The 26,662-nt window shown below is 74.1% G+C and carries 27 protein-coding genes; 9 read left to right on the plus strand and 18 right to left on the minus strand.

Translation table 11 applies throughout. The features are described 5' to 3' along the window. Window positions 1-56: 56 nt before the first annotated feature. Window positions 57-635: a Dps family protein gene (locus ACIPWA_RS17355; RefSeq protein ID WP_056651868.1), complete on the plus strand. Its 579-nt coding sequence runs from the start codon at window positions 57-59 to the stop codon at window positions 633-635. Window positions 636-840: 205 nt separating this feature from the next. Next, entirely contained in the window at window positions 841-1,296 is a 456-nt protein-coding gene (locus ACIPWA_RS17360) for a VOC family protein (RefSeq protein ID WP_400291807.1), read from the plus strand. Between the two features lie 35 nt (window positions 1,297-1,331). Here the strand turns inward: ACIPWA_RS17360 and ACIPWA_RS17365 are convergent, their stop codons facing one another. Continuing rightward, entirely contained in the window at window positions 1,332-2,027 is a 696-nt protein-coding gene (locus ACIPWA_RS17365; protein WP_400291808.1) for a site-specific integrase, read from the minus strand. A gap of 73 nt (window positions 2,028-2,100) precedes the next feature. Next, a complete protein-coding gene (locus ACIPWA_RS17370) occupies window positions 2,101-3,315 on the minus strand; it encodes a Fic family protein (protein ID WP_400291809.1) in 1,215 nt (404 codons plus the stop codon). 94 nt (window positions 3,316-3,409) lie between these two features. Between ACIPWA_RS17370 and ACIPWA_RS17375 the strand changes: the two genes are divergently transcribed. After that, on the plus strand, window positions 3,410-4,093 hold the full coding sequence (locus ACIPWA_RS17375; RefSeq protein ID WP_400291810.1) for a YigZ family protein: 684 nt from the start codon (window positions 3,410-3,412) through the stop codon (window positions 4,091-4,093). A gap of 247 nt (window positions 4,094-4,340) precedes the next feature. Here ACIPWA_RS17375 and ACIPWA_RS17380 read toward each other — a convergent pair whose 3' ends face one another. Beyond that, window positions 4,341-4,502, minus strand: coding sequence for a hypothetical protein (locus tag ACIPWA_RS17380; protein ID WP_400291811.1), 162 nt, complete (start codon window positions 4,500-4,502; stop codon window positions 4,341-4,343). 82 nt (window positions 4,503-4,584) lie between these two features. Continuing rightward, entirely contained in the window at window positions 4,585-5,361 is a 777-nt protein-coding gene (locus ACIPWA_RS17385) for a MerR family transcriptional regulator (protein ID WP_400291812.1), read from the minus strand. Between the two features lie 176 nt (window positions 5,362-5,537). Here ACIPWA_RS17385 and ACIPWA_RS17390 point away from each other — a divergent pair, with 176 nt between their 5' ends. Continuing rightward, a complete protein-coding gene (locus ACIPWA_RS17390) occupies window positions 5,538-6,872 on the plus strand; it encodes a serine hydrolase domain-containing protein (RefSeq protein WP_400291813.1) in 1,335 nt (444 codons plus the stop codon). A 169-nt stretch (window positions 6,873-7,041) separates the two neighbouring features. On the opposite strand, the gene ACIPWA_RS17395 is transcribed toward ACIPWA_RS17390, so the two are convergent. Further along, entirely contained in the window at window positions 7,042-8,472 is a 1,431-nt protein-coding gene (locus ACIPWA_RS17395) for a UTP--glucose-1-phosphate uridylyltransferase (RefSeq protein ID WP_400291814.1), read from the minus strand. Between the two features lie 84 nt (window positions 8,473-8,556). After that, window positions 8,557-9,177: an L-threonylcarbamoyladenylate synthase gene (locus tag ACIPWA_RS17400; protein ID WP_056651850.1), complete on the minus strand. Its 621-nt coding sequence runs from the start codon at window positions 9,175-9,177 to the stop codon at window positions 8,557-8,559. A 64-nt stretch (window positions 9,178-9,241) separates the two neighbouring features. Here ACIPWA_RS17400 and ACIPWA_RS17405 point away from each other — a divergent pair, with 64 nt between their 5' ends. Continuing rightward, a complete protein-coding gene (locus tag ACIPWA_RS17405; protein WP_400291815.1) occupies window positions 9,242-9,988 on the plus strand; it encodes an endonuclease/exonuclease/phosphatase family protein in 747 nt (248 codons plus the stop codon). Between the two features lie 173 nt (window positions 9,989-10,161). On the opposite strand, the gene ACIPWA_RS17410 is transcribed toward ACIPWA_RS17405, so the two are convergent. After that, window positions 10,162-11,976 carry an FAD-dependent oxidoreductase gene (locus tag ACIPWA_RS17410; RefSeq protein WP_400291816.1) on the minus strand — a complete coding sequence of 605 codons (1,815 nt, stop codon included), beginning with the start codon at window positions 11,974-11,976 and terminating at the stop codon, window positions 10,162-10,164. A 172-nt stretch (window positions 11,977-12,148) separates the two neighbouring features. On the opposite strand from ACIPWA_RS17410, the gene ACIPWA_RS17415 reads away from it, so the two are divergent. The 3 genes from ACIPWA_RS17415 (at window position 12,149) to ACIPWA_RS17425 (ending at window position 14,449) form a co-directional block, all read left to right on the plus strand. Then, window positions 12,149-13,012: an SDR family oxidoreductase gene (locus ACIPWA_RS17415; protein WP_056651844.1), complete on the plus strand. Its 864-nt coding sequence runs from the start codon at window positions 12,149-12,151 to the stop codon at window positions 13,010-13,012. Between the two features lie 106 nt (window positions 13,013-13,118). Further along, the gene (locus ACIPWA_RS17420; protein ID WP_056651841.1) at window positions 13,119-13,541 is read left to right on the plus strand and encodes a CBS domain-containing protein; all 423 of its coding nucleotides are present in this window, start codon (window positions 13,119-13,121) and stop codon (window positions 13,539-13,541) included. 140 nt (window positions 13,542-13,681) lie between these two features. Continuing rightward, window positions 13,682-14,449, plus strand: coding sequence for a GAF and ANTAR domain-containing protein (locus ACIPWA_RS17425; protein ID WP_400291818.1), 768 nt, complete (start codon window positions 13,682-13,684; stop codon window positions 14,447-14,449). Window positions 14,450-14,518: 69 nt separating this feature from the next. Here ACIPWA_RS17425 and ACIPWA_RS17430 read toward each other — a convergent pair whose 3' ends face one another. The 3 genes from ACIPWA_RS17430 to ACIPWA_RS17440 form a co-directional block, all read right to left on the minus strand. Beyond that, on the minus strand, window positions 14,519-15,247 hold the full coding sequence (locus ACIPWA_RS17430; protein ID WP_400291819.1) for a PAS and ANTAR domain-containing protein: 729 nt from the start codon (window positions 15,245-15,247) through the stop codon (window positions 14,519-14,521). 145 nt (window positions 15,248-15,392) lie between these two features. After that, complete coding sequence (locus ACIPWA_RS17435; protein WP_191802407.1) at window positions 15,393-15,749, minus strand: ArsR/SmtB family transcription factor; 357 nt, start codon at window positions 15,747-15,749, stop codon at window positions 15,393-15,395. A 5-nt stretch (window positions 15,750-15,754) separates the two neighbouring features. Beyond that, the gene (locus ACIPWA_RS17440) at window positions 15,755-17,038 is read right to left on the minus strand and encodes an MFS transporter (RefSeq protein ID WP_400291820.1); all 1,284 of its coding nucleotides are present in this window, start codon (window positions 17,036-17,038) and stop codon (window positions 15,755-15,757) included. A gap of 85 nt (window positions 17,039-17,123) precedes the next feature. Here ACIPWA_RS17440 and ACIPWA_RS17445 point away from each other — a divergent pair, with 85 nt between their 5' ends. After that, complete coding sequence (locus tag ACIPWA_RS17445; RefSeq protein WP_400291821.1) at window positions 17,124-17,324, plus strand: hypothetical protein; 201 nt, start codon at window positions 17,124-17,126, stop codon at window positions 17,322-17,324. A 3-nt stretch (window positions 17,325-17,327) separates the two neighbouring features. Here the strand turns inward: ACIPWA_RS17445 and ACIPWA_RS17450 are convergent, their stop codons facing one another. From ACIPWA_RS17450 to hrpB, 8 genes are all read right to left on the minus strand, one after another. Then, entirely contained in the window at window positions 17,328-17,789 is a 462-nt protein-coding gene (locus ACIPWA_RS17450) for an HNH endonuclease (protein WP_056763662.1), read from the minus strand. A 500-nt stretch (window positions 17,790-18,289) separates the two neighbouring features. After that, entirely contained in the window at window positions 18,290-18,805 is a 516-nt protein-coding gene (locus tag ACIPWA_RS17455) for a Fur family transcriptional regulator (RefSeq protein WP_400291822.1), read from the minus strand. Then, on the minus strand, window positions 18,802-19,470 hold the full coding sequence (locus ACIPWA_RS17460) for a GAP family protein (RefSeq protein WP_400291823.1): 669 nt from the start codon (window positions 19,468-19,470) through the stop codon (window positions 18,802-18,804). The genes ACIPWA_RS17455 and ACIPWA_RS17460 overlap by 4 nt, the downstream gene beginning before the upstream one ends. Window positions 19,471-19,700: 230 nt before the next feature. Then, a complete protein-coding gene (locus ACIPWA_RS17465) occupies window positions 19,701-21,491 on the minus strand; it encodes a SulP family inorganic anion transporter (RefSeq protein WP_056651821.1) in 1,791 nt (596 codons plus the stop codon). Window positions 21,492-21,636: 145 nt separating this feature from the next. Beyond that, window positions 21,637-22,965: a magnesium transporter gene (gene mgtE, locus ACIPWA_RS17470; protein WP_056651818.1), complete on the minus strand. Its 1,329-nt coding sequence runs from the start codon at window positions 22,963-22,965 to the stop codon at window positions 21,637-21,639. A 168-nt stretch (window positions 22,966-23,133) separates the two neighbouring features. Then, the gene (locus ACIPWA_RS17475) at window positions 23,134-23,694 is read right to left on the minus strand and encodes a dihydrofolate reductase family protein (RefSeq protein ID WP_400291824.1); all 561 of its coding nucleotides are present in this window, start codon (window positions 23,692-23,694) and stop codon (window positions 23,134-23,136) included. A 23-nt stretch (window positions 23,695-23,717) separates the two neighbouring features. Continuing rightward, window positions 23,718-23,945 carry a hypothetical protein gene (locus ACIPWA_RS17480; RefSeq protein ID WP_400291825.1) on the minus strand — a complete coding sequence of 76 codons (228 nt, stop codon included), beginning with the start codon at window positions 23,943-23,945 and terminating at the stop codon, window positions 23,718-23,720. Window positions 23,946-24,062: 117 nt separating this feature from the next. Further along, on the minus strand, window positions 24,063-26,627 hold the full coding sequence (gene hrpB / locus ACIPWA_RS17485; RefSeq protein ID WP_400291826.1) for an ATP-dependent helicase HrpB: 2,565 nt from the start codon (window positions 26,625-26,627) through the stop codon (window positions 24,063-24,065). Window positions 26,628-26,662: the final 35 nt, after the last annotated feature.

Raw genomic sequence — 26,662 nt, forward strand, 5'->3', positions numbered from 1 at the left:
CAGGATGGGACGAGGCGCACGTCGCCCACCCTGCACCCCGACTCGAGGAGGACCACATGGCTGCCCACAAGGACCTGCCGGACTACACCGTCCCGTCGCTCACGCTCCAGGAGGGGAAGGACGTCGCGGCAATCCTGCAGGAGCGCCTGCACTCGCTGAACGACCTCGCCCTCACGCTCAAGCACATCCACTGGAACGTGGTGGGTCCGCACTTCATCGCGGTCCACGAGATGATCGACCCGCAGGTGGATGCCGTCCGTGCCATGGTCGACGCGACGGCCGAGCGCATCGCGACCTTGGGGGTACCGCCGCGTGGCACGCCGGGCGCGATCGTCGCCGAGCGCACCTGGGAGGACTACCACCTGGGTCGAGCCTCGACGATCGCCCACCTGGGCGCCCTCGACGAGGTCTACCAGGGAGTGATCGCCTCGCACCGCAAGGCTGCGGCCGACACCGAGACGGTCGACACCGTGAGCAACGACCTCCTCGTGGGGCACCTGCACGAGCTCGAGCTGTTCCACTGGTTCGTCCGCGCGCACCTGGAGTCCTCGGGCGGCGAGCTCTCGACCTCGGGGGCGTCGACCGAACGTGGTGCAGCCCGCAAGGCCGAGTCCGCAGCCAAGAACGAGGCCTGACTCCCCCGACCGCGTACCGGTCGGCTCGACAGACGAAGTGCCCCTGGTCCTCGGCCGGGGGCACTTCGTCTGCCGGCGCCCGGCCCTGCCTGTCCGGGCTTGGTGGTGAGTCGGAGATCCTGGGTGGATCGATGTGTTCTCTACGCTTGGCACACTATTTTGCTTCGAACAAGCGATGGGGCAGGGTGCGGCATAGCGTGGCCGCATGACCGATCGACCCGATGCCCCGCCCGTGCGCCAGCTCCGCCTCGTCGTCGAGGCCGAGGACTACGACGTCGCTCTCGCTTTCTACCGCGACCTGCTCGGACTCCCCCAGGAGGCCGCCTTCACGGGCGAAGGGGACGCGCGCGTAGCGATCCTCGACGCGGGGCGCGCCACCCTGGAGATCGCCAACCCCGCGCAGAAGCGCATGATCGACGACGTCGAGGTAGGACGGCAGGTCGCTCCCCCGCTGCGCGTCGCGTTCGAGGTGGCCGACGCCGACGCCGTCACGACGGCCCTCGTCGACGGCGGAGCACACCTCGTCGCTCCGCCCGTCCGCACACCCTGGAACTCGCTCAACGCGCGGCTCGAGGCGCCCGCCGGCCTGCAGATCACGGTCTTCCAGGAGCTCGGCGCCGAGGCGCCCCGCTCCCCCGCGGACGACGACCGCACGACCTGAGCCCCGCCGTCGGGCCCCTGGAGCCTGGCGACGGCCTACGCCCCCGCTGCTCCCAGGGGCTCGCCCAGGACCTCCGAGTCCGCGTGCCAGGCCCGACGGACCTGCTCGAAGCGCGTCGGGAGCGGCGGGCGCACTCCGCCGTACCGCGCGTTGGTCCGCTGCACGAACCTGCGCCACGACAGCACCAGGCCCTGCTTGGTGATGGGCAGCCCGCTGGCGACCGTGACGCCGTTGTCGTGCGTGTGGTGCACGGTCAGGAGCAGCGCTCGCGGGATCGACCCCTCGAGCTCGGAGCAGAGGTCCTCCCGGACGTCCATCCAGCGGCGCAGGACCAGGACGACACCCGGTTCCAGGCGGTGCTCGCGCACCGTGCGGTGCTTGCCGTGCTGCACCACGACGCGCCCCTCCCCCGCCTGCGCGCCCGTCGGACCGAGGTCGAGCGAGTCGACCGTGCAGCGCAGCAGGTCCGAGTACCGGGCGCCCGTGGCACGCGTCAGCCCGACGACGACGGCCAGACGCACCATCTCCGGCTTGGTCGAGGCGTACATCGCGGCGACCGAGAGCTCGCGCCACACCCATTCCGCCTCGTCGCGCGTCACGGGCGGCCGCGGGTAGCGCGGGGCGAGCGCCTGCGCGGCCTCACCGCCCGACGGGCCGGGGTCGGGCGCATGCTCCTGCCCGACCGGGTCCGTCGGGGCGTCGTGGGGTGAGTCGGCGGCGTCGGTGACCATGAAGCCACCCTATCCGCTTGGCACACTATTTCCGCCATGGCGCTCAGCGTGTCACGGGCCGCCGCCCGTCGGGTCACACCTCGCGCAGCCGCCGCGTGAGGTCGTCGATCTCGCCCAGCACCTCCGTGGCCGCCCAGACCCCGTGCCGCTGCGACGTCGAGATCCGCGAGAGGACGCCCGCCTCCGTGAGACGCCCCAGCGCCTCGTAGGCCGCCGCTCCGGACGTCCCTGCGACCTGCCGCGCGAGATCCCCGTCCAGCACGGGGTGGTCCAGGAGCGCGTCGAGGATCGACGCCGCGGCCGAGCCCGCCCGCGGGCGCACCTCGGCCCGCCACAGCCCCGGCAGCTCCGCGAGGTTGTCGGCGGAGACGCGCGCCTCCTGCGCAGCCCTCGACGCGCTCACGGCGAGGTAGCGCACGAACTGCGCGGCCCGCCCCTCCCGGTAGGCGTTGACCCGCGCGAAGTACTCCCCCGTGTCGGCGAGCATGGCCGAGGCGACCGGGACCACGAGCGTCGGCGCGAGCCCCCGTCGACGCCACACCGCGCCGATCAGGGCGCGTCCGATGCGGCCGTTGCCGTCCGTGAACGGGTGGACCGACTCGAACTGGGCGTGCGCGATCGCGGCCTGGGCCACGGCAGGGAGGTCGTCGCGCCCCAGGAATGCGACCAGGTCGTCCATGTACGCGGGCACGAGCTCGGGTGGCGGCGGGACGTGCACGGCTCCACGGGGCGAGTAGTCGGACCCGCCGATCCAGTTCTGCACGGTGCGGAGAGCCCCCGCCGCAGGTCCGTCCAGGGGGTCGTCCTTGAGCAGCGTCCGGTGGGCCGCGAGGACGTCGTCGAGCCCGATCGCCCCCGAGCTGCCGGCCGCGTCGACCAGCCGCGACACGGCCCGGGCCGCCGCGACCGTGACCTGCGCGTCCTTGCTCGCGCGCACACCGATCGTGGCCTTGGCCAGGTCGGCGAGGCTCGCGTCGTGCCGCTCGATCCGCGACGAGGCCACAGCCTCGGTGCGCAGCAGGAACGTGGCGAAGGACGACAGGACCGGACCGTGGACCGCGTCGAGCCGCGTGATGTCCACGGCTGCGCGCTCGATGTGCGCGGCGTCCTCGGCGGTCGGCACGTAGGCGACCTCGGCGATCAGGGGCGGCAGCGAGACCGTGACCTCGCGCAGCATCCGGTCCTCGCGCGGACCTCGGGTCATCGAACGCCAGGGACGCGCCTCGCTCGTGTGGCGCGGCCAGTCCGGCTCGTCCGTCGTGCTGCTCGCTGTGGCCGCGTCCGTCATCGACAACCTTTCCGTGGACATCCTTGAATCAAGGTTATGCCCTCTAACCTTGACGCGCCCAGCGGGAAGTCCAGGTTGGCTACGCTGGTCGACGATGACCTCCCCAGCCCGCTCCCCCGGCTCCGCCGGCGGCGACCCATCGCTCCCCTCGACCGTCGCCCGCCCCGTCGAGCACGAGCTCGTGGTCAAGAAGTCCCGGTTCATCACGCTCCTGCACCCCGTCACGACGGTCGCGGCCGCCGAGGCCGTCATCGCGCGCGTCCGCAAGGAGCACTGGGACGCCCGGCACCACTGCACGGCGCTCGTCGTGGGGACGCACGCCGACCAGCAGCGCTCGAGCGACGACGGCGAGCCCTCGGGCACGGCAGGCATCCCCATGCTCGAGGTCCTGCGGCACCGCCGCGTGACCGACGTCGTCGCGGTCGTCACGCGCTACTTCGGCGGCGTCCTGCTCGGAGCCGGAGGCCTCGTCCGCGCCTACTCGAACGCCGTGAGCGAGACGCTCGACCTCGCCCCGATCCTGCGTCGCGAGGTCATGGTCGAGGTCACCGTCGAGGTCCCGCACGCGGAGGCAGGCAGGATCGGCAACGTCCTGCACGAGTGGTGCGCTACCCACGGCGCGGTGCTCGAGGGCGCCGACTACGCCACCCGCGCTGTCTTCCGCCTGCTCGTCCCGCCCGCACAGCTCGTGCCGCTCGAGGCCGACCTCGCGTCGGCGTCCAGCGGGACGCTGTCACCGGCCGTGGGAGACCGCCGGGTCGTCGACGTCCCGGCCTGAGCCACGACGAGGACGAGGGGGCTCTCCCCCGGCCGCGTGGCGCCGTCGGGCACGAGGAGCCCGCCCGACGGCGCCACGCGCCTCTCAGGGGGCCTCAGCGCCCTCGTGGGGCCCGTCCCAGGATGCCCGTGGCCCGCGCTCGCCGCGTACGGAACGCGTCGACTCGAGACCGCGCCACCACGCGGTCCCGACCGATGGCCGCGATCAGGTCGAGGGTGTCAGGGTCGGGAACATCGACAGTCCACACCTACAGGATCGGGGTGGGCCCGCCGAGCGCTCGGCGGGCCCGCCCGCTCGCGTCCGTCGCGGACGACGAGATCGGCGAGACCCTGGAGCTGCGGTGGGACAGCTCTGCGGAGAACACCGGGGACGACGGGTCGACGCTGGCTGCCTGGGCGAAGCGGCTCACCCCACCCGACTCCGAGACTCCGGCCCGCTGGCGGCGGCACGAGGCGGCGCCTCGCAGCAGTGCCCGGTCTGCCGGGCGACCGTCACTGACGCGGAACGGTGATGCCGGCCGCGCGCAGCTTCGCCTCGACCAGCGTGTTCAACCGGGCGATGGAGGGTGCCTGGTCTTCCCGGTGGTGGTTGACCACCGCGTAGCGGGAGGCGGCGTCGGACTGGTCCTGAAACCCAGTCGGCATCGCCAGCAGCGCCCGTTGGGTCAGCAGCTTGTCGGCCAGCGTGGACGCCAGCTCCTCGATCCGCAGGTGGTCCGGATCCCACGACCTCGCATCCCAACAGCGCTTGGTCAGCTCGACGAACTCGGGGTCGCCCAGGGAGTGTTCGAGTCGGTCCAGGAAGCCGTCGAAGATCTCCGGGACCACTACCCGGGCCAGCACCAGGGCCTCCCGTTGACCGGCGATGTAGCCGGGACCGAAGCCGAGCTCGGCGAGCCGCTCCAGGACCGCGCAGGCCCGGTCGGGCAGCAGGGCGCGGTCACCGTGGTCGAGACGGTGCAGCCTGTCGCGTCGGGCGACGAGGTCTTCGATCCGTTCGGTGAGTCGGTGGTGGACGTCGTCCAGGGTGGCGGCGAACGTCGCGGGATCTGCGTCGAGCAGGGCACCGATCTCGACCAATGGCACGCCTGCCGCGGCCAAGGTCCGAACCTGGACCAGCCGGTACAGGTCGTCCGACCGGTAGCGGCGGTAGCCGGAGCTGTCGCGTCCCGGCTCGGCGACCAGGCCGAGCCGGTGATAGTGCCGCACGGTCTTGATCGTGACATCGACGAACGCCGCCGCCTGACCGATCGTGAGCCCGTCTGTCATCGGCTCAGTGCACCTCCGGATCGCGGCGGCGGCGGCCTTGCGCACCGTGCCGGTTCGACGGCCCGGAAGCCCGGACGATCACCGTCGAGGATAGCGCGCACCCGTTCCATGCCCCCGCTGGCACGAGGGACAGGGCCCTCGCGATGGGCGCCTCCCCCTTGATCGGCACAGGGGGGTTGACCTTGACCTTGGGTCAAGGCTGCAGGCTCTGCGCATGGCCGTTCGAAGGGCCAGGCAGCCACCAGGGCCGCCGTGAGAACCACACCGTCAAGGGGAGATCCATCATGGGAACGAGCAACAGCGGCTTCTCCGACGCAGGGCTGCGTCGGCTGCGCGAGGTGCTGGCACAGCACGTCGAGTCCACGAAGATTCCCGGCCTTGTCGCCCTCGTCAGCCGCGGCGGCCAGACGCACGTCGAAGCAATCGGGACGATGCGTCATGACGGTGGCGCGCCGATGCGCCGGGACACGATCTTCCGGATGGCGTCCACGTCCAAGCCGGTCACGATGGCGGCGGCGATGATCCTGCTCGACGAGTGCCGGCTGCGGCTGGACGACCCCGTGGACCAGTGGCTGCCCGAGCTCGCCGACCGGCAGGTGCTGACGCGGCCCGACGGGCCCCTGGACGACACCGTGCCGGCGCACCGGCCGATCACCGTACGGGACCTTCTGACGTCCACGTTCGGGCTCGGGGTGGACTTCGAGTCGATGGCATCCCCGATCAGGGCCGCGACCTTCGAGCGTCTCGACTACAGCGTGGCCTCCGGTCCGGCCCCGGAGCCGGACGAGTGGATGCGTCGCCTCGGCGAGCTGCCGCTGCAGTACCAGCCCGGAGTGCGGTGGCAGTACGACCTCAGCAACGAGGTGGTCGGCGTGCTCGTCTCCCGGGTCACGGGACAGTCGTTGGAGACGTTCCTGCGGACACGCATCCTCGATCCGCTGGGGATGAAGGACACCGCCTTCCACGTGCCTGCCGACAAGATCGACCGACTGCCGCCGGTGCTCGGGCCCGACCCGCAGACCGGCGAGTTCCTCGTGTGGGACGAGGCGGCAGGAGGAAGGTCCAGCGCGCCTCCCGCGTTCCAGGGCGCCGGCGGCGGGCTGGTCTCGACCGCCGACGACTACCACGCGTACTTCCAGATGCTGCTCGACCACGGGATGCACGGAAGTGAACAGATCTTGTCCCGGGCCGCCGTCGAGCTGATGACCACCAACCGTCTCTCGCCCGAGCAGCTTGCCGCCAGGGAGACGATGTTCAGCAACGTCGCCCACCTGTCGTCCGGCCAAGGGGCGAACGGCGGCTGGGGCTTCGGGATGGCGGTGCGCACCTATCGCGGCGACTACGCGCCCATCGGCCAGTTCGGCTGGTTCGGCGGCACCGGCACCACCGCCTACGCAGACAGGACCAACCAGCTCACCGGAGTCCTGCTCACCCAGGTCGGACTGTCCACCCCGGATTCGCCGCGTGCCATGAGCGACTTCTGGACCACGCTCTACCAGGCCATCGACTGACGACGAGCTCGAACGGTACCTTGCGGCACCTCCGCACGCGGCTCGGTCTCGGTCGAGAGCGGTCTCGCCATCTGTTCACGGTGCCATGAACCGTGCAGATGTCATGGCGCCGTGACTTCTGCAGAAGTCACGGCGCCATGACGTTCGCCCGCGAGCACGGTGCAGTGATTCAGGAGCCCGCGACGATCCCTGCAGGGCCCACGTGCGCACCGTCCGGGACGCTCGACGGTGCGCCCGCGTCCTCCAGGACCGCGTCACCCTCGGCCACGACGTCCCGGCCGAACGTCCAGTCGCCCCGCACCGCGAGCCCGGTCGCTCCCCGCAGCGACGGCACACCCTGCGCGAACCGCGTGTCGAAGTCGCCCACGAGCTTGTAGTACGCGCTGTCGAGGTCGATCAGCGGCGCCTCGACCCGGGCCCGGAGCGTGAAGTCCTCGGCGAGCTCGTAGACGTCCGAGCGGAGCAGGAGCAGGTCGCTCGTCGCCTTGACGGGCAGGAAGCGGCTGCGGTCGACCTCGATCACGGTCGAGCCCTCGAAGACCTCGATCGCGGCGCCCATGGCCGACTCCATCTGGATCACGGGCGTCGACGACGGGTCGGTCGGGTCGACGGTCTTGGGGTTGACGATGAGCGGCAGCTCGAGGACTCCCCCGGTCCGCTCGAGCTCGGTCGCCAGCGCCCGCAGGTCGAGCCACAGGTTGTTGGTGTTGAAGAACCTGTGACGCTCGATGTCCCCCGCGGCCGCCAGGTCCTCCTCGGGGGTCTGCGCGGTCTCGCGCAGCACGAGCCGGCCGTCCGAGCGCCGCACGACGAGATGGCCGCCCTTGCGGTCAGCGGGCGTCCTCCGGGCCACCTCGGCCGCGAACGGAGCGCCCGACGCCGCGAACCAGCCGGCCATCGCGGCGTCCGGAGCGGCCCCGAGGTTGTCCGAGTTGGACACGCTCGCGTACAGGTAGCCGGCGTCCAGCAGGGCCTGGAGCGCCCCCGACGCCACGAGGGCCGTGTACAGGTCGCCGTGCCCCGGCGGGCACCACTCGAGGTCCGGGTCCGCAGGCCACTCGACGGGCTCGAGGTCGTCCGCGCGCAGCTTGGGCTCACGGTTCTGCAGGAAGTCCAGGGGTAGCCCGTCGACCGCGAGGTCGGGGTAGGCCGCGAGCGCCGCGAGGGTGTCGTCGCGGGTGCGGAAGCTGTTCATGAAGAGCAGGGGGAGCTGGGCGCCGGTGGTGGCGCGGGCGGCGCGGACCTGGCGGGCGATGATGTCGAGGAAGGTCAGGGGGGTGGCGTCGGAGCCGTCGGTGCTGCCGGTGTCGCGCACGGTGAGGAGCGACTTGGCGCGGTCCATGCCCATGGAGGTGCCGAGGCCTCCGTTGAGCTTGATGAGGACGGTGCGGGAGAGCGCCTCGGCGGCGTCCTGGGGGGTGACGTCGAGGTCGTCGCGGTGGGTGACGTCGGTGAGGGGTTCGATGTCGGCCTCGGGGACGGTGCCGGTGGCGCCGTCCTGGAGGAGTGCGTAGAAGCGGCTGAAGACGTCGATCGCGGTGGGGTGGACGCCGGCGTCGGTCATCTTGTGCTGGGAGTGGGTGAGGCCCTGGCTGCTCATGGTGTCGATGCTAGGGCTGGTGGGCGGGATCGCGCTGGGTGGTTCATGGTGTGCCGGTCACACGCGGCGCGCGGGGGGCCGGTGCTACTCGAAGCGGGAGGGGTCTCCTGCGCCGACGCGCACGACCTCGGCCGTGCCGGAGGAGAAGTCGACGACGGTGGTGGGTTCGGTGCCGCAGTCGCCGGAGTCGACGACGGCGTCGACCTGGTGGTCGAGGGCTTCCTTGATCTCCCACCCCTGGGTCATGGGTTCGTCCTCGCCGGGGAGCAGGAGGGTGCTGGACAGCAGGGGTTCGCCGAGGGCGCGCAGGATGGCCTGGGTCACGGCGTGGTCAGGGATGCGGACGCCGACGGTCTTCTTCTTGGGGTGCGCGAGGCGCCGGGGCACCTCGGAGGTCGCGGGCAGGATGAAGGTGTAGCTGCCGGGCGTGGAGGCCTTGATGGCGCGGAAGGCGGCGTTGTCGATCTTGACGAGCTGTCCGAGCTGTGCGAAGTCGGCGCACACGAGCGTGAAGTGGTGCTTGTCGCCGAGGTGGCGGATGTCGCGGATGCGTTGGGTGGCGCTGTGGGAGTCGAGCCGCGCGCCGAGGGCGTAGCAGGAGTCGGTGGGGTAGGCGATGAGGGCGTCGTCGCGCAGGAGCGTGACGATCTGGTCGATCGCGCGGGGCTGGGGGTCGACGGGGTGCACGTCGAAGTACTTCGCCATGGACCGAGCCTAGGTCAGCGCGGCTCGGCGTGCCGCGCGCCGGGGTGGGAGGACAATCGGTGGGATGCGACTGGCGACCTTCAACATCCTGCACGGGCGGTCCACGGTCGACGACCTGGTGGACGTCGACCGGTTCTCGCGTGCGGTGGCGGACCTGGGTGCGGACGTGCTGGCGTTGCAGGAGGTGGATCGCAACCAGCGGCGCTCGGGGCACGTGGATCTCGCCCGGGTGGCGGCCGAGGCCATGGGTGCGGTCGACCACCGGTTCGCGGCGACGATCGATCGGCGGGGCGCTGGGGGGCGTGCGCAGTACGGTGTGGCGCTGCTCTCACGCTTCCCGGTCCACGAGTGGCGGGTCCTGCCCCTTCCTCGTCGCCCGTGGTGGCGCCCGCTGCCGCGGGGGAACGACGTGCGTCGTCCGCGGTGGCGCCTGGACGAGCCGCGCACGGCTCTCGCTGCCGTCGTCGTGACTCCGCAGGGCCCGTTGACCGTGGTCGCGACGCACCTGAGCTTCCTGGACGGCTGGGGCGAGCACCAGCTCGACCACCTGGCGGCGGGTCTTGCGGACGCCCCGCGCCCCTTGGTGGTCCTGGGGGACATGAACCTGCGGTCGGAAATCCCGGCGGCGGTCACGGGGTGGAGCCCGTTGGTGGTGGCCCGGTCGTACCCGGTCGCGCACCCGACGTTGCAGATCGATCACGTCCTGGCTGACGGGTCGGTGCGCCCGACGTCGCCGGGACGGTCGGTCGACACGGGGCTCTCGGACCATCGGGCGCTCGTGGTGGACGTGGAGATCGAGCCTCTCGGCTGAGTCGCGGCCGCTGGCCCACCGGCACTGTTCGAACAGGAGTTCGATGCCTTCGTCGTCCGCATCACCCGGAGATCGAACATTTGTTCGAGCAGTGCGTCGAAAGTGCCCCGATTCCTTCGAACAGGTGTTCTACGTCTTGCCCGCCCGTGGGGCAGGGGCACTTCTCCCCCGGTTCAGGCCGACGTGCCGTGCGTGATGCGCACGACGGGCAGGCGCAGCGCACCGGGCGCCCCGGCGGGCACGGCGGGGCGCAGCGGCTCGACCGGGGCCACGCGCCGGTAGGTGCTGCCGAGCGGGGGACGCGGGTCCTCCTCGCCCCGTCGGGGCCACATCGCGACGGCCCGCTCGGCCTGGGCCGTGATCGTCAGCGACGGGTTGACGCCCAGGTTCGCGCTCACCGCGGCCCCGTCCAGGACGTGCAGCCCCGGGTGCCCGAACACGCGCTGGTACGCGTCGATCACACCGGACTCGGGTGAGGCGCCGATCGCGCACCCGCCCAGGAAGTGGGCTGTGAGGGGCATCCCGAACGGTTCGCCGATGCTCCCGCCGGGCGCTCCGCCCATGACCCGGGCCAGGCGCCTGGCCGCCTCGTGCGCGGCGGGGATCCACCCGGGGTTCGGGGCGCCGTGCCCCTGGCGCGAGGTCATCCGGCGCCGCCCCGTCCACGTGCGCCGCGTGTACGTCGTCAGCGAGTTGTCGTGGCTCTGCATGACCAGGGCGATCACGGTGCGCTCGGACCAGCCGCGCAGGTCGAGCATGGCGGGCAGCCGGCGGCGTTGGGCCCACAGCTCGCGCACCCACTCCCCCGGCGAGGGCGCGATCCCGGGGCGGGCTCCGTCGTCGGGCGCGGTCCCCTCGCCCGGAGTGCGCGGGCCGCGAGCGCCGCGGGGCGTGACGAGGACGGTCTGCAGGAGGGCCATGGCGTTCGAGCCGCGGCCGTAGCGCACGGGTTCGACGTGCGTGTGGGCGTCGGGGTGGAACGAGGAGGTGATCGCGACGCCGCGCGTGTAGTCGGGCGCGGTTCCCCCCGGGGGGCGCCGGTCGGCCGTGGCGCCCAGCAGGGCCTCGGAGTTGGTGCGGGTGAGCATGCCGAGGCGCTCGGAGAGGTGCGGCAGGGTGCCCGCGTCGCGCTGGGCGTGCAGGAGCTGCTGGGTCCCGTGCGCGCCGGCCGCGAGGACGACGTGCTGGGCGGTCCAGCGGGTGCGCCGGGCGACCGGTCGGTCGGTGCGCCGCGAGGTGACCTCGTAGCCCCCGTCCGGGAGCGGGGCGATGCGTGTCACGGTCGTCAGGGGGTGGATCCGCGCCCCGGCGGCCTCGGCGAGGTGCAGGTAGTTCTTGACGAGCGTGTTCTTGGCGCCGTGGCGGCACCCGGTCATGCACTGGCCGCACTCGAGGCACCCGCGCCGTGCGGGGCCCGCGCCGCCGAAGAACGGGTCGGGCACGGGCACCCCGGGGGCGCCGAACAGCACGCCCACGGGGGCGGGCGTGAACGTGCCCTCCACGCCCATCTCGCGCGCGACCTGGTGCACGGCCTCGTCGGCGGGCGTGCGGCCCGCGTAGGTGATGACGCCGAGCATGCGCCGGGCCTGGTCGTAGTAGGGCGCGAGCTCGGCCTTCCAGTCGGTCAGGTGGCCCCACGAGGGGTCGGTGTAGAACGCGTCGAGCGGCTCGTAGAGCGTGTTGGCGTAGACGAGGGACCCGCCGCCGACCCCGGCGCCGGCCAGGACGAGCACGTCCCGCAGCCGGTGCACCCGCTGGATGCCGAGGCAGCCGAGGCGCGGCGCCCACAGGAAGTCGCGCAGGTGCCAGGAGGTCGCGGCGAAGTCCTCGTCGGCGAAGCGGCGACCGGCCTCGAGGACCGCGACCCGGTACCCCTTCTCGGTCAGCCGCAGGGCCGCGACGGACCCGCCGAAGCCCGAGCCGACGACCAGCACGTCGACGTCACGGGTCAGGGTGCGGTCCTGGTCCGCAGAGACGTCGTCGGTCATGGTCGTGGTCACCTCGTCGCACGTGCGGGCGCCCCGTCGCGCCCGGCAGGTGCTCATCCTGCCACCAGCCACGGGGCGGGGCGCACGCACCTCCTGCGAGTCCGCGAGCGCCGACCTAGCGTGGGGAGGGACCGGTTCGACGCGTCCCTCGACACCCCGACGGAGGAACACCATGCCCGACGACGCCCCCGCCTTCCCCGCCCAGCAGCAGGAGCCCCCGGGGCTCACCGCACCGATGGACCCGGCTCCCGACCACGGGGAGACCTCCTACCGCGGTTCGGGCCGTCTCGCGGGCCTGCGCGCCCTGATCACGGGCGGCGACTCGGGCATCGGCCGGGCCGTCGCGATCGCTTTCGCGCGGGAGGGCGCCGACGTCGCGATCGGCTACCTGCCCGAGGAGCAGCAGGACGCCGAGGAGACCGCGCGCTGGGTGCGTCAGGCGGGCCGCGAGGTCGTCCTGCTGCCCGGGGACCTGCGCGAGGAGCAGGTGGCGCGCGACACGGTCGCCGACGCGGTCGCCCGCCTGGGCGGTCTGGACGTGCTCGTCAACAACGCGGGCTTCCAGATGGCGCGCAGGTCGTCGATCGCGGACGTCACCACGGACGACCTCGACCGCGTGCTCAAGACCAACCTCTACGCGCTGTTCTGGGTCACGCAGGCCGCGCTCGAGCACCTGGGCGAGGGGGGCTCGATCGTCAACGTCTCCTCGATCCAGGCCTACCAGCCGTCCACGTCGTTGCTCGACTACGCCTCGACCAAGGCCGCGATCAACAACTTCACGGTCAACCTCGCCGCGGAGGTCGGCGCGCGGGGGATCCGCGTCAACGCCGTGGCCCCCGGACCGATCTGGACGCCGTTGCAGCCCGCGACCCAGCCGCCCGAGAAGATCGAGGCGTTCGGTGCGGACACCCCGCTCGGTCGTGCGGGGCAGCCCGCCGAGGTCGCCCCGGCCTTCGTGTTCCTGGCCTCGCCCACCGACGCGGGCTACGTCTCGGGGACCGTGCTGGGGGTCACGGGCGGCAAGCCCGTCTTCTGAGGTCGCCCCGCCGCCCCGCCCGGCCGGGGCGGCGGTCTCGGGCTAGCCTGGACGCGGGTCGAGAAGTGGCCCGCACGCACCGCAAAGGGTCCCTCGGAGGCCGACGATGCCCACGACCATCGCCCAGCTCATGTCCACGACGTTCTGCACGGTCGAGCAGAGCGCGACGGTCGCGAGCGTCGCGCGCGCGATGATCGACGAGGACGCCGGCGACGCGGTCGTGCTCGACGACGGGGACGTCGTGGGCATCCTCACCGACCGCAGCATCGTGCGCGCCCTGGCGGCCGACGCCTCGCCCGACCATCCCGTGGGCGGGCTGTGCACCGAGGACCTCGTGGTCCTCAGCCCCCAGGACCCCGCCCGGGAGGCCGTGCGGATCATGGAGCGCCACGCCCTGCTGCGCCTGCCCGTGATGGTCGGGGCCGAGCTCGTGGGGATCGTGCGGCTCTCCGACCTCGTGACCGCGATCGAGCGCGGGCTCGTCACCGTGACCGAGACCCAGGGCGCCGGGAGCCTGGAGGGCGCCTGAGCCGAGCCCGCGTGGGGTGCCCCGGGCGACCCGGGCCCGGACTTTCGCGTGCGGGCGCGTAGCGTGGTCCCCGAGAGGTGGAGGACCGGCGCGCTGTGCACCGGAGACCGGACACCCCCGAGCACGAACGGGTACGCAGGATGACGCAGGAGCTGCAGCAGACCACCACCACCGCCCCCTCGGGGGTCGAGTACGGCACCGGGGTGAGCCCGGCCTCGGCCGTCGAGTCCTCCGTCGCGGCGGCTGCCCGCGCCCTGGCCGAGGAGCCGAGCCTCCAGGAGACTCTCGACCGGATCGTCGAGCTCGCGGTCGCCATGGTCGACGGCTGCGACGCGGCCGGGATCTCGCTCGTGACCCGCAAGGGGCAGATCGAGACCCCGGCGGCGTCCCACGCGCTCGCCCGACGCGGCGACGAGCTCCAGTACGCCCTCGACGAGGGGCCGTGCCTGGACGCGATCCGCGAGACCGACCTGGTGCGCACCGACGACCTGGCCACCGAGCCCCGCTGGCAGCGCTGGGCCGACCAGGTCCAGGACGAGCTGGGCGTGCGCTCGATGCTGTGCGTCCAGCTCTTCACGAGCGAGACCTCGCACGGCGCCCTCAACCTCTACTCCCGGTCCGTGGCCGCGTTCCCCGCCACGACGCTCTCGATGGTCTCGACGTTCGCCGCGGTCGCCGCCGCGGCCCTGACCGCGGCCCGCACCGAGGAGCAGCTCACGAGCGCGGTGCAGACCCGCACCGTGATCGGGCAGGCCCAGGGGATCCTCATGGAGCGCTACCAGCTCTCCGCGCAGCGCGCGTTCGGGGTCCTCAGCCGCGTCTCGCAGGACTCCAACGTCAAGCTCTACGACCTCGCGCGCCAGGTCGTCGAGACCCGGGTCCTGCCCCAGCGCCCCAGCGCCGACTAGGGGCCCGGGTGCCGCGGGGCCTCCGGTCCAGCGCCGCACCACCGCACCACCCAGCGGCGCGGGCCCGGCTCAGCCCGCCGCCGCGCCCTTGCGCCGGAAGAGCTGCGCCCCGCCCACGCGGCTCACGCTGCCGGGCTCGAGCGCCGCGAGGCACGCGTCGGCGCGGTCCTTCGCGTCCTCGCCCAGCCCGCCCGCGACGGACAGCGCGTCGAGCAGCTCGCGGGCCACGTCGGGCAGGCGGCGGCTGCTCTCGCTCGCGTGCACCACGAGCAGGTCCAGGGCCCCGTCGGAGTCCAGCCCGTGCGTGGCCATGAGCACGCCCTTGGCCTGGTCGACGACGGCGCGGTCCGCGAGCCCCACCGCGACCTGGCGGGTCACCTCCCGGCGCAGCGCGTCCTCGTGGGCCGCGGTGCTGTCCACGACCAGGCCCACGACCTCCACGACGGCCCCCGACGCGTCCCGTCGCCCCTGGCCCGTGACGGTGACGGTCCTGGTCCGGCCGCGGGCGTCGACGATCCGGTGGCTGCAGCTGAAGGGACGCCCCGTGGTCCGCAGCATCGCGACCTCGCGCAGGACCGTGTCACGGTCGTCGGGGTGCTTGTGCGAGGCCAGCAGCGCGGCCGTGGGCGCGACCGATCCCGGTGCCAGCCCGTGCAGCAGGTACATCTCGTCGGACCACCACCACTCGCCCGTGCGCAGGTCCACGCGGTACTGCGCGGTGGGGTGCGCGCGCCCGATGCTCAGCGCCTCGGCCAGGGGGTCGCGCCGGCGACGGCGGGGGGTTCGTTCGGTCGTCATGAGGTCTCGCTCTCAGCACAAAGTGTCGAGGGGCCGCTTCCTGACTCCTAGGTGCCCCACCTTAGGCCCCGGCGAGCAGGAGAGCCAGCATGCCCTCGCGCCCCGGCGACCCCACGGTGACCTCTCGACGCCGCGGGCGCCCGCCTCACTCCTCGAGCGCGTGGTGCGGCGGCAGCGGGTAGAGCGTGTGCTCGGTGTGGTGCAGGACGTTCGTCACGAGCGCCCCCACGTGCTCGGTGGCCTGCGCGTAGTAGACGCTCGTGCCCTCCCGCCGCGAGGTCACCAGGTGGCCCGCACGGAGCTTGGCCAGATGCTGGGAGACCGCGGGCACGGGCCGGTCGAGGGCCTCGGCGATGGCCGTGACCGACATCTCGGTGCCCGTCAGCATCTGCAGCACGGCCAGGCGCGTGCGGTCGGCGAGCAGACGCAGCACCTCGACCGCCCGGTCGAGGTCGGCCTCGGGAGGGGCGGTGGGTCGGACGTCGCGCTGCGTGGTGGCCATCCCCCTCATGCTCCCACCTGGGCGCGCGCCCGCACGGCAGGCGCCGCGTCCGCGCCGGACGCGTCGCTCCCCGCACTGGGGACCGGCCACAGCGCCCGCGCGGCCAGGGTCGCCGTGGCCGCGACCAGGGCGAGCACGCCCGCGGCCCAGGACAGGCTGAGCGCCCCCAGCAGGCCCGCGAGCGGGTAGGTCAGCAACCAGCACGCGTGGGACAGCGAGAACTGCGCGGCGAACGCAGCGTGCAGGTCGTCGGGGCCGACCGACCGGCGCACCACCCGCCCCACGGGCGTCTCGACCGCGGACCACCCCGCGCCGATCGCCGCCCACGCGAGGACCACCCCGACCAGCGCGCCGCGCTGCGGGAGGGCGAGGAGCAGGGGCACGACGGCGCAGCCCACCGTCACGAGGACGGCTCCCCCGAGCATCACGCGTCGCTCGGGCAGCGTGCGCAGCAGCCGGGGCAGGGTGAGCGCGGCGACCACCGACCCGCCGCCGCACACCGCCAGGAGGACCGCGACGCCGTCGGGCCCGAGCCCCAGTCCCACCCGCGCGACCACGACGCTCTGGACCAGCACGAACGAGACCCCCGCCGCGACCGCGAGGTCGAGCGCGAGCACGGGGCGCAGGGCCGGCGTGCGCACGAACAGCACCGCTCCCCGGCGCAGGCGCCACCCGAACGAGCCGTCCGGCCTCGAGGGGGCAGCCCCGGCCTCGTGCGCCCGCCGCGGGAGCACGACCGAGACGACGAGCAGCGCCGAGGCCGCGAACCCCACCGCGGTCCCCCAGAAGAGCTGGGATGGGGTCAGGACCAGCAGGAGGACGGCCGCGAGCGCCGGGGACGCGACGGCCTCGAGGTCGTAGGCCAGGCGCGAGAGCGACAGGGCCGAGGTGTAGTCGCGCTCGTCGGGCAGGACGTCGGGCAGGACGGACTGGAACGTGGGGGTGAACGTGGCCGAGGCGCACTGCAGCACCACGACCAGGACCAGCACCTGCCAGACCTCGCCCACGAACGGCAGCGCGAGCGCGACGCCCAGGCGCACGAGGTCCGCCCCGACGAGCACCGCGCGGCGCGGGGCCCGGGCGAGGAGCGCCGCGGCGAGCGGGGCCAGGACCACGTAGGCGACCATCTTGACCGTGAGGACGGTCCCGAGCACCGCGCCCGCGCGAGGTCCCGCGAGGTCGTAGGCGAGCAGCCCGAGGGCGACGGTCGCGATCCCCGTGCCGGCGAGGGCGACGACCTGCGCGGTGAACAGGCGCCGGTAGACCGGGTGGGACAGGGCGGAGAGCATGCCCCCATCATCCTGCCTGCTTGCGCAGTGATGCAACTATGCAACCAATCGACCCGGGGCGGCTCGGTCGTGGGATCCTGGAGCCGTGTCCGACCTGACGTCCCGTCGCATCCCGCCCGGCCCCATCCTGCAGGCGTTGCGCACGCACCGCTTCCTGCCCGACTGGGCCCTCGACGTGCCCCGGCTCGCGCTCGAGCGCGCCCTGGACCTCGCCGAGGGAGACCCCCGGCGCCTCGTCCTGGAGGAGGACGGCACGATCCGCGTGGAGAACGCCCCGCAGTCCTGAGGGCTAGACCCTGCCGTGGGGGTAGACGTCCGCGAGCACGGGCTCGAAGGGGCGTGAACGCAGCGTCATGCCCGCCTCGAGGGGCGTCCGCCCGGCCTTGGCGCTGTTGCACGCCTCGCACGCCGCCACCGCGTTCATCCAGGTCGTGGGGCCGCCCTGGCACCGGGGCACCACGTGGTCCATGGTCGTGGCCGGGGCCCCGCAGTAGCCGCAGCGGTGCCGGTCCCGGCGCAGGAGCGCCGCGCGCGAGTAGGGCACGCGTCCCGTGCGCTCGTAGACCCAGCGGGTGTGGACGTAGCGGACCAGCTCGACCGAGACGGGGCGCTGGTAGGGGCCGAAGGTCTCGCCCTCGACGGCCTCGCGCACCGCAGCGACCCGCCGGTGCAGCATGCGGATCGCGTGCCCCAGCGAGACACGGCCCAGGACCTGCCCGCCCCCCAGGTTGTAGATGAGGACCTCGCTCATCGACCGACTCCCGTCTGCGTCCCGTGGCGTCGAGGTCCTCGACGCCACGAGCGCTCGCGCTGCGTGCGGAGAGGGCGGGAATCGAACCCGCCCCACGGGACGCTGGTGCGTCCCGTCGCCGTCCTTGGCACATGCCTCTCCAGGGGTAGCCGCCCGACTGCAGACCGGGCGACTTGGGAACTCCACGCACACCACGGTTCCCCGTCGTGACCAGGTTCATGTGCCTGGCTCGCCGCGCTACCACTCCGGCGCGGTCTCGTGTGCGTCAGCTCGTGCGGGCCGCCGGGGCGGCACCTCATGAGAACGGGTCAGGAGCGGTGACGTCCGGGCTGCCCCGTACGACGCCGGCCTCCTGACCGGACGATCACCACAGTAGCCTCCGCCCCCGGGGCCACGGCAAGGGCTTTTCGGGGAGGGATCGCGCAGGAGCTCCGCGGACGCCGTGCCGAGGGCCGCCGGGACCCGCTCCTGACGCCGGCGCGCCCTCCCCCGCGCCCGGCCTAGGCCCGGCAGGTCCCGCAGACCCCGGACAGCGCCACGTGCGCGGGGGCGAGCGTGAAGTCGGCCGCCGTCGCGAGCCACGTCGTGACCGGGTCGAGCAGGTCTCCGGGCAGGTCGATGATGCGTCCGCACGAGCTGCAGATCGCGTGCAGGTGCTCCCGGGACGGCTCGCCCGGGGCCAGGTGGTAGGCCGTGGCCCCTCCCCCGATGTGCACGTGCGTCACGACGCCCAGGATCGTGAGCCGGTCCACGGTCCGGTAGATCGTCGCGCGGTGGATGCCCGGGTGCCGGTCCTGGACCCGGGCCGAGAGCTCGTCGGCGCTCGGGTGCCCCTCGCCCGTGGCCAGGACCTCGAGGACCGCCCGTCGCGCCTCGGTCACGCGGTGCCCGCCTGCCCGCAGCCGGTCCAGCGCGGCCTCGACGGGGTCGACAGGGTCGGTCTCCGGCCCCGGACCGGCAGCGGCCACGTGCTGGTGCCCGCGCTGGTGCTCGTGCTCGAGCCCCTGCCCGCTCACAGCGCCGTGATCCCGTCACCGACCATCTTGGCGCCCAGCACCAGGAGCAGCACGGCCATGATGACCGCGTTGTTCTGGATCATCCAGGTCTTGAGCTCGTCGAGCATGGTCGCGGCGCGCGCGCCCATCGCGAGGTAGATCACCACGGGGGCCGCGACCCCGATGCTCGCCACGACCACGAAGACCGCGAGGGCACCGAACTGCTCGCCCCTCTCGGCCGTCGCCGCGGCGATGGCCGCGGCCCCCGAGACCACGAGGAGGAGGTTCTTGGGGTTGACCGCGCCGAGCAGCACCGCGAGCCCGAACGCCTTGACGGGCGTGAAGGCGTCGATCGCGCTCATCCACTTCGGCGTCTCCGGGGTCGCGCCCGCGCGCGGACGCCCGCGCCACTGCTTGATCGCGAGCAGCAGGAGCAGGACACCCAGGACGATCTTGACGACGCTGGCCCACGCGGGCGGCCCGGACTCCGAGGGCGTCGCGGCCCCGGCCACGAGCAGCACGACCGAACCCAGCACCGCGATCCCGACGATCCACCCCAGCAGGAACGAGAACCCGTTCGCCGTGGCCTTCCTGCTGACGAGCATCAGCACGACCGCCACGATCGGCATGGGGCTGATGAGAACACCCACCGCGATGGGCAGGGACTGACCGATGGCTGCGCCCACGGCACTTCCTCTCGTCGTGCGGCGGGCGCCGGGACGCCGCGCCGCGTTCGTGGTCCTGCTCTCGACCCGGGCGCACGCGCCCGGTCCGGGCCGGTTCGGCCGTGTCGGGCAGTGCCCCGCCGCACCGGTCACCCCGACCGTAGTGCCGCGCCCCTCGCGCCGCGCGGGAAGGATCCCCCGCCCCGGCAGGTGCGCGGCGTCGTCGGGCCTCAAGAGGGCGCCGTCGGGCCTCAGGAGGCGGGCGCTCCCGCGGGCGCGTCGCCCGCCGAGCCGCGCCCTGCCCCCGGGCCGTCGGCGAGAGCCGCGGCCACCGCGGTGTCGACGTCGGGGTAGGTGGGCGGCAGCTCGTCCGGCCCGACGGCGCCGCGCAGCACGTCGCGCACCTGGCCCACGTCCCGCGCCAGCACCAGGCGGGCGCCGACGCGGTCCAGGTCGCGGCGCAGGGTCCCGAGCATGTCGGCGGCCTCGACGTCGACGAACGGCACCGTCTCGGCGTCCAGGACCACGACCCGGGGCGAGGCGTCGGCGGCCAGGCGACGCACGGCCGCGCGCACCGTGTCGGCGTTGGCGAAGAACAGGCCCGACTCGACGCGCACCACGAGCACCCCCTCGACGCCCGTGCCCCCGTCCTTGCCCGTGGCGACCCGGCGTGCGCGGTCGACCCACACCCCGTGCGGGCTGCGCACGAGCACGGCCACGTGCGGGCGCGAGGCCCGCCCGAGCAGCAGGAACAGCGAGAGCACGATCCCCAGCACGAGGCCCGGCAGCGTGTCGAGCACCAGCACGCCGACCATGGCCGCGAGCGCCGCCCAGAAGTCGTGGCGGGCCGCCCCGCCGTACAGGTCCTTGCTGCGCGGGGTCGCGAGGTCGAACAGGCGGCGCAGCGCCTTGACGTCGACGAGCTCGATCACCGCCGCGATGACGACGGCCGCGAGCGTGGCCTCGGGCAGGGACTCGAACACGGGTGTGAGGAACAGCAGGGTCAGGACGGTCAGCGCCGCCGCGACCAGGCCCGAGACCTCGCTCCTGGCCCCCGCGCCGCCGTTCACCGCGGTCTTGGACAGGCTGCCGTTGACGACCATGCCGGACGCGAGGCCCGAGCCGAGGTTCGCGGCGCCCATGCCGAGCAGCTCGCGGTTGGCGTCGATGTCGTAGCCCTCGCGCGAGGCGTAGGTCTTGGCGGCGCCCAGCGCCTCGGCGAAGCCCACGAGCATGACGCCCGCAGCCGGGCCGATCAGGTCGGTGTAGGTGTTCCAGTCGATGCCCGTGGGCAGGCCGAGCGCGGGCAGGCCCGCCTGGATGGGGCCCACGATGTCGACGCCGTCGTCGTCGAGCCCGAGCAGCAGGACGAGCGCGATCCCGATCCCGACCACGACGAGCGAGCCCGGCACCTTGGGCAGCCAGCGCTTGACGGCCAGCACCGCGGCGAGCGACCCGACGCCCAGGACCACGGTCAGCGGGTGCGCGGTGCCGAGCTCGGTGAGGATCGCCCAGAGCTTCTCGAAGAAGTTGCCCTCGCCCTTGTCGACGCCCAGCAGCGCGGGCACCTGCCCGATGACGATCGTCAGGGCCAGGCCCACGATGAAGCCCTTGAGCACGGGCTCGGAGATGAACGAGGCCAGGAAGCCGAGGCGGGCGATGCCCGCGACCAGGCACAGCACACCGGTCACGAGCGCGACCGCGGTCGTCAGCGCGACGAACGTCGCGTCGTCGCCCGGGCGGAACGCCGCGACCACGCTCGCGGACAGCGCCGCGGTCGCGGACATGGGCCCCACGATCAGGTGGCGCGAGCTGCCGAACGCCGCGTAGAGGATCAGCGAGGGCACGGCCGCGTAGAGCCCGACCACGGGCGAGACCCCCGCGATCGTCGCGTACGCGAGCGACTCGGGCACGAGCACGGCCCACACCGTCAGCCCCGCGACCACGTCGCCGCGCAGCCAGGCCCCGCGGTACCCCTGGAGGGACGCGAACAGGAGGCGGGGTCGGGTGCTCGTTGTGCGTGGACTGGTGCTGTGCGGCATGCGCCCGCCTCTCTCCCGGAGGCGCCGCGCGCGCCTCACGGGTGAACGTATCCGCGCGGGCCGCGCTCGGCATCAGGAAGGAACGGGGGCCCGACGGCGCCGCTCGCCTCGCGCTGGGGCCACGCCGCGCGTGCGGCTGTCCGGGCTAGATGCCCAGGACCACCTTGGCGACCGAGAAGTAGATGATCAGGCCCAGGGTGTCGACGAACGTCGAGATGAAGGGCGCTGCGACGATCGCGGGGTCGATGCCCACGCGGCGCGCCAGGATCGGGATGCTCGACCCGACCGTCGTGGCGAGCACGCACACCCCCACGACCGTGATGGCGAGAACCTGCGCGATCGAGACGCCCGCGACCCAGGCCGCGGGGCCGAACCCGACCGCGGCGAGCACCGTGCCGAGCAGCAGGCCCGTGAGCATCTCGCGGCCCACGACGCGCAGCAGGTCCCCGCGCCGGATGTCCCCCACGGCCAGGGCGCGGACCACGGTCGTGGCGGCCTGGGAGCCCGCGTTGCCGCCCGTGCCGATGAGCAGCGGGATGAACAGGGCCAGGGCCACGACCGTGTCGAGCTCGGCCTCGAAGTAGCTCTGGACGCCGACCGTCAGGCTCGCCGCGACGATCAGCAGCAGGAGCCAGACCACGCGCGAGCGCACGAGCCCGAGGACCGAGACCGACAGGTACGGGCGGCGCAGGGGCTCGGAGCCGCCCACGCGCGCCGAGTCCTCGTCGTCCTCTGCCTCGAGGATGCGCATCGCGTCGTCGACCGTGAGGACCCCGAGGAGGCGGTCCTCGTGGTCGACCACGGGCACCGCGACGTACCCGCCGTCGCGCACGACGTTCGCTGCGTGCTCCTGGTCGTCGGTGGCCTCGACCGTCACGGCCGGGGACATGACGTCCTCGACCGGGGTGCCGGGGTCGCTCACGAGCAGCCGGCGCAGCGAGACCACGCCCTCGACCACGCGCCCGGGGCCCAGGACGGGCACGGTGTAGATGGTCTCGACGTCGTCCCCCGCCCGGCGCAGCGCGTCGAGCGCACCCTCGACCGTCGTGCCGCGGCGCACCGAGGCGACCCGGGGCGACATGCGCCGACCCGCGCTGTCCTCGGGGTACCCGAGCAGCGCGGTCGTCAGCGCCCGCTCGTCGGGCCCGAGCCCTTCCAGGAGCCGGGCAGCGACACCGGCGGGCAGCTCGTCGAGCAGCGAGGCCCGGTCGTCGGGGTCGAGCGCCGCGAAGATCTCCGCGGTCGAGTCGGCCCGCAGCGCCTCGACGAGCTCGGCCTGGATCGCCGGGTCGAGGTCCTCGAACACCTCGACCGCCCGGCCCTTGGGCAGCAGCCGGAACGCGACCGCGCGCCGCTCGTCGCCCAGCCGCCCCAGCTCGTCGACGACCTCCTGGGTGTCCATGCTCGCGATGCGGTGCTGGAGGTCCTCCAGGTCGTGGGGTCGCTCGGTCCGGGCCTCGGGGTGTGCACGCATGGCACCACCCTCTCAGGGGACCGGCCGGGGCGGCCCGTCGAGGAGAGCGCCGACCGTCGCCCTCGATCCCTTATCGCCGCGCGCGGGCCTGCGCGCGAGCGCTGGGCCGCGGGGCTCGCGGCGAGGAGGCCACGGGTCGACGGGTGCGCAGCGGTGAGCGGACCTGGTTCAGCGGCGCACGCGGTAGTGCACGTGCACGACCCCGCTCGCGAAGCGCCGCTCGTCGACGAGCTCGAGGTCGGTGCGCACCCCGAGCGGGAAGTTCGCGAGCCCACCGCCCAGCAGGACCGGGCGTACCAGGAGCCGGACCTCGTCGACGAGCCCGGCCGCGAGCGCCGCGGCGGCGAGGGTCGGGCCCCCGAGGCCGACCTCGGTGTCGGCGCCCTGCACGAGGTCGCGGACCGCCTGGGGGTCGAAGGTCCGCTCGAGGCGCGTGCGGGGGGCCGAGACCTCGGCGAGCGTGGTCGAGTAGACGACCTTGTCCGTCTCGCGCCACTGGGCCGCGAAGTCGCGCGTCCCGGGCGACGGGTCGTCGAGCATGGCCGGGTCGTCCCAGACGGCCATGACCTCGTAGAGGCGTCGCCCGAACAGGTAGGTCCCGACGGGTCGCTCGAGGTCGTTGATGAACGCGAGCACCTCCTCGTCGGGGAAGCTGAAGGCGAACGAACCCGACGCGTCGGCCACGAAGCCGTCGAGCGAGGTGTTGCTCGTGTAGGTCAGCAGTCCCACGGTTCCTCCTCGGTGGGGGCCGCCTAGGCTCGGCCCGGGGGCGCGTCGCGGGGCGGCGCGTGGTGGCGGGGGGTGTGCCGGGTCCGCACGTAGCGGGTGCCGCCGACCACCGCGAAGAGCACCGCGAGCAGGAGCAGCAGGAACGGCAGGACCGGGGCGCCGGTCGTGACGAGGAGCACGGCCAGGACGAACGAGCCGAGCGCGATCCAGAGCACGTTCCCGACGGGTCTGGGTTCGCTCGGGCCGGACATGGTCCCCTCCTTGCTCTCGCGCCCTCTCAGCGTACTCCGGGGCCGCCGGGCGGGCATCGGGCCGCCCGCAGGAACGGGCCGCCGCCGCGGGTCCTCACGTCCTGGACGGGCACCGGCTCACGCGCCCGGGACCTCGGGCCAGTCGTGCTTGGGGTAGCGCCTCCGCAGCTCGGCGCGGACCTGGGCGTACCCGGTGCGCCAGAACGACTCGAGGTCCGCGGTGATCGCCGCGGGGCGCCGGGCCGGGGACAGCAGGTGCAGCAGCACGGGCACCCGGCCGTCGGCGATGCGCGGTGTGGCGCGCCAGCCGAACGCGTCCTGGACCTTGACCGCGAGCACGGGCTGGTCGCCCGCGTAGTCCAGGCGCGCGCTCCTGCCGCCGGGCAGGTCCACGCGCACCGGGGCGAGCTCGTCGAGCCGGCCCGCCGCGGGCCAGGGCAGCAGCCTGCGCAACGCGCTGGTCAGGTCGAGGCGCTGGAGGTCGGCGGCCGTGCGGACCCGCGCGAGGTCGGGCCCGAGCCACGAGTCGAGGCTCGCGAGGAGCGCGTCGTCGGACACGTCGGGCCAGGGGGCTCCCAGGGCGCGGTGCAGGAAGTCGAGGCGGCGGCGCAGCTCGTGCGCGGACTCGCGCCACGGCAGGACGTCCAGTCCCTCGCGCTCGAGCCCGGTCCGCAGCGCCGCGACGACTTGGTCGGCAGGCGGGTCGGCGATCCTCTGCGAGGCGATCTCGATCGCGCCCAGCCGCGTGGTGCGCCGGGCCTGGATCCTCCCGCCCGTCCAGGTCACGTGCTCGTCCTCGCGCAGCGCCGCCGACGCTGCCTCGTAGGCGAGGTCCTCGTCGATCGGTGCGGCCGAGCGGATCGTCGCGTCGCGCCGGCCCGCGCCGCGGTCGGCGTCGGCGACCGCGAGCCAGTCGTAGCCCGCGAGCGGGGAGCCGGGCGGGAGCGCGGCGCCGGTGCCCGACGCCATGAGGTACGTGGACCCGTTCGGGCGCCGGCGCGCGACCCTGTCGGGGTGCGCGAGCGCGACCACGAGCCCGACGGCGAGGTCGAGGCTCAGGTCCGCACGCCCCCGACCCGCCCCCCGGGCGCCGTGTCCCGGCAGCAGGCGTTCGAGCCGCTCGGCCTGGGACCGCCAGGGCCCGCTCGCGGGACCACCGCGGCGCGCGTCCCGCAGGGCCGCGACGAGGTCCGCCCCGGGCGCGCGCACGTCGTCGGACAGGAGGGCGACCACCTCGGCGGCGAGCCGCGGCCCGACGACGTCGCTCGCGTCCAGCAGGGCGCGCGCGAGCCGCGGGTCGGCCGGGACGCGCGCGATCTCGCGCCCCCGGGGCGTGACGGCCCCGTCGTGGTCGACCGCGCCGAGCGACTCGAGGGTCGCGCGCGCGATCGCCATCGCGGCCGCGGGAGGTGGGTCCAGGAGCGCGAGGTCGGAGCCGTCGGGGCTGCCCCAGCACGCGAGCTCGAGCGCGAACGCGACCAGGTCCGCGGTGAGGATCTCCGGGACGGGGTGCGCCACGAGCTGGGCGTGCTCGCCCGGCGACCAGCACCGGTAGACCGCGCCCGGTCCCTCGCGCCCGGCGCGCCCCGCGCGCTGCTCGGCCGCCGCCCGGCTCACGCGCACTGTCACCAGGCCGGCGAGCCCGCGACGGTGGTCGGTGCGCGGCTCGCGCGAGAGCCCCGCGTCGACGACCACGCGCACACCGGGCACCGTGAGCGAGGACTCCGCGACGGCCGTGGAGACCACGACCCGACGACGTGGCCCGGGGGTCAGCGCCAGGTCCTGCTCGCGCGCGGGCAACCGCCCGTGGAGCGGCCGCACGTCGGCCGGGACGCCCGCGAGCCTGCGCGCGACGCCGTCGACCTCCCCGGCTCCCGGGACGAAGACCAGCACGTCGCCCGGCTGCTCGACCAGCGCACGACGTGCGGTCGCCGCGACGTGGTCGAGGAAGGCTCGCGGGACTCCCCGCTCGTCGAGCCGCAGCCCGGGCGCCGGGGCCCACACCTCCTGGACCGGGAAGAGGCTGCCGTCGGCCACCACGACCGGGGCCGGCGACCCGTCGCCCAGCAGGCTCGCGGTGCGCTCGGCCTCGATCGTCGCGGACATCGCGACGAGGGCCAGGTCGGGGCGCAGGGTCGCCCGGACGTCGACGAGCAGCGCGAGCGTCAGGTCCGCGTCGAGGTGACGCTCGTGGACCTCGTCGAGGACCACGACGTCGACCCCGGCCAGCTCCGGGTCGCGCTGCAGGCGACGCAGGAGCACGCCCGTCGTGACCACCTCGATGCGGGTCTCGGGACCCGTGCGCGACTCGCCGCGCACCGAGAAGCCGACCGTGCGGCCCACAGGCTCGCCCAGCAGGTGCGCGAGGCGACGCGCCGCGGCGCGGGCCGCGATCCGTCGCGGCTGGGTCACGACCACGCGGGCCGTCCCGGCACGCGGGGCGAGGCCGGCGCCCCCGGTGGCGCCGTGGGCCGCGGTGCCCGCGGCGGCGTCGTGGGACGCCCAGCCCACACCCCTGCCCGCGAGCGCCGGCGGGACCAGGGTCGTCTTTCCCGTGCCGGGCGGGGCCTGGAGCACCGCGACGCCGCGCGTGCGCACCGCGTCGAGGAGCTCGGCCAGGTGGTGGCGGACCGGGAGGTCGGGCGGGGAGGCGAGCAGGCGTGCGATCGGGTCCGGGTCCACGGGGACATTGTCCCCTGCCGGGACGTCGTCCCGCC

The organism is Oerskovia enterophila, assembly GCF_044748475.1.
GTDB classification, from domain to species: Bacteria; Actinomycetota; Actinomycetes; order Actinomycetales; family Cellulomonadaceae; genus Oerskovia; species Oerskovia enterophila.